The organism is Neisseria sp. P0021.S005 (assembly GCF_051956955.1).
Genome location: NZ_JBQCWY010000419.1, coordinates 1 through 2,652, shown reverse-complemented (window position 1 = coordinate 2,652; position 2,652 = coordinate 1). Strand labels below are relative to the sequence as shown.

Below are 2,652 nucleotides of genomic sequence, written 5' to 3'. Positions count from 1 at the left end.
GGTTTTGCGTCAGGCGGATGTAGTTCAACAGCGCGCCCGCCGCACCGACGGCGGCTTCGTGTTCCTTGCCGTCCAAACCGAAGCCATGCAAGTCTTGGCAGCCGAAGTATTCGGTCAACAATTTCGCGCCGGCGTCGGCGGCAAACTGCCACGAGTTCAGGCGCGTAATGTTGGCGGAGGTCGTCTGAAAACCGTCAGGCAGGCTTTTGCCTTCGGGCAACAGGATTTCCGCCGCCTGCAAACGCGCCAGCTCGTCGGCAAGTTTGTCCGCCGTCGTCAGCTTGGTTTTGAATTCGCCGCTTTGCAAAGATGCCCACGCGATGGCGATGTGTTTTTTATCCGCGTTCACCGCCGCGATGCGGTTGGTTTCCTTGTCTTCCAAAAACGCCGCGTCGGTCAGCGTGCCGGGCGTCACGATGCGCACGACTTTGCGCTCCACCGGCCCTTTGCCCGCGCCGACTTCGCCTACCTGCTCGCACACCGCCACGCTTTTGCCCATCTTCACCAGTCGCGCCAGATACTGCTCCGCCGCGTGAAACGGCACGCCCGCCATCTTAATCGGCACGCCGTCCATCTGCCCGCGCGTGGTCAGAGTGATGTCCAACAGCTTCGCCGCTTCCACCGCGTCATCCAAAAACAGCTCGTAAAAATCGCCCATGCGGTAAAACACCAGCTTGTCGGCGTGTTGTGATTTGATGTCGAGATACTGCTGCATCATCGGGGAAACAGTGGGTTTAGACATGGAAAAACCTTAGAAACGCAAAAGCGTTATTGTAACAAAAGGCCGTCTGAAAAACAGGTTTCAGACGGCCTTTACCAGCAGCTTGGTTTTAAGCCAAAGCCACTTCCAAATTATCAATCAGGCGCGTGGTACCCAAACGGGCGGCGGCAAGCACCACCAATTCTTTATCGCCGACATGAGCCACTGCCAAGCTGTGTGCATGGCGGATTTCAACGTAATCAACCACCCAGCCGGCATCGGTCAAACGGCGGATACATTCAGCCTCGAGCTGGGCGTAATCTAGATTGCCGTTTTTCAAGGCGGCGGCAATGTTTTGCAACTCTTGATAGAGGCGGGGCGCTTCTGCGCGCTCTGCTTCGCTCAAATATTGGTTGCGGCTGGAAAGTGCCAGGCCGTCTGAAGCGCGGCCGGTGTCGACCGGAACGATTTCGATATTGAAATTCAAGTCTTCGACAAAGCCTTTGATAATCGCCAGCTGCTGATAGTCTTTTTTGCCGAAACAGGCGGTATCAGGTTGAACAATGTTGAACAACTTAGTCACAACGGTCGCAACGCCGCGGAAATGGCCCGGACGGAATTTGCCGCACAATTCGTTTTGCAGGTGTGGAGGCTCGACATTGAAACGTTGTTCCACATTCGGATACAGCTCTTTTTCATCAGGCGCAAATACGACGGCAACGCCCTCACCTGCCAATTTGTCGGCATCTTGCTGCAAAGTGCGCGGATATTTGTCGAAATCTTCGCCTTGTCCGAATTGCAGGCGGTTGACAAAAATACTGACCACAACGTTATCGGCACGTTTTTTCGCTTCGCGCACCAGCGCAAGATGGCCTTCGTGCAGATTGCCCATAGTCGGTACAAATGCCACTTTTCCGGCAGTTTTGCGCCACTCGCGCAATTCTTTAATCGTATGAATGATTTGCATGGTTTGAAAAATCCTTTATCTTTTCCGCTGTTTCATCAACGGAAATCACGCGCCGATTATACGCTTTTATTCATTAAAAAGGCCGTCTGAAATAAGTTTCAGACGGCCTGGTTTTTATTTTATCCGGCAAACGTATGTTCGACAGACGGGAACGTTTTTGCTTTGACTTCATCCACATAGGCTTTGACCGCAGCTTGAACGCTGTCTTTACCCTGCATAAAGTTTTTCACGAATTTGGCGGTTTTACCGGGGAAAATGCCGAGCATATCGTGCATCACCAAAACCTGACCGTCGCAATCCACGCCTGCGCCAATACCGATGGTTGGGCAAGAAACTGTCTCGGTTACTTTTTTCGCCAACTCTGCAGGAACGCATTCCATCAATACGATTGCCGCACCTGCCGCATCATGTGCTTTAGCGTCGTTGAGCAACGCTTCCGCCTTGTCGCCGCGGCCTTGAACTTTATAGCCGCCGAATGCAAACACGGATTGCGGGGTCAGGCCGATGTGCGCGCAAACAGGAATGCCGCGCATTTGCAGAAATTCAGTGGTCTCCGCCATCCAGACGCCGCCTTCGAGTTTGACCATATGCGCGCCAGCCGCCATCAATTCGGCCGCCGCCGCAAATGCCTGCTCTTTGCTCTGCTGATACGCACCAAACGGCAAGTCGCTGACAATCATGGCATTTTGAGTGCCGCGAGCCACGCATTCAGTGTGGTAGCACATATCCTGCAAGCTCACCGGCAAAGTGGACTGACGACCTTGCACCGCCATGCCCAAAGAATCGCCGACCAGCAATACATCTACGCCGGCATTGTCCATCAGCGCGGCAAAGCTGGATTCATAAGCGGTCAGCATGGCGATTTTCTCGCCCTCTGCTTTCATTTTTTGCAAAGTGTTTACGGTAATCATGGTGTTGTGTGTTCTGCCCGGTGGGCAGCCCTTTGTTATAAATGGAAACGCGGTATTATAAGGTCTGCTTTTAA

The 2,652-nt window shown here is 53.2% G+C and carries 2 protein-coding genes and 1 pseudogene; all 3 read right to left on the bottom strand.

Annotated features, from left to right (window positions below; all coding sequences use genetic code 11):
* Positions 1-742 (bottom strand): annotated as a pseudogene (locus ACTHUE_RS15020) (DNA mismatch repair protein MutS); the annotation flags it as partial.
* An 88-nt stretch (positions 743-830) separates the two neighbouring features.
* Complete coding sequence (gene panC, locus ACTHUE_RS15015; RefSeq protein ID WP_070824223.1) at positions 831-1,667, bottom strand: pantoate--beta-alanine ligase; 837 nt, start codon at positions 1,665-1,667, stop codon at positions 831-833.
* Between the two features lie 119 nt (positions 1,668-1,786).
* Entirely contained in the window at positions 1,787-2,578 is a 792-nt protein-coding gene (panB, locus tag ACTHUE_RS15010) for a 3-methyl-2-oxobutanoate hydroxymethyltransferase (RefSeq protein WP_004521070.1), read from the bottom strand.
* Positions 2,579-2,652: the final 74 nt, after the last annotated feature.

Coding starts and splice junctions, on each gene's coding strand:
- panB (WP_004521070.1), bottom strand. CDS start 2,578: ATGATTACCGTAAACACTTTGCAAAAAATGAAAGCAGAGGGCGAGAAA.
- panC (WP_070824223.1), bottom strand. CDS start 1,667: ATGCAAATCATTCATACGATTAAAGAATTGCGCGAGTGGCGCAAAACT.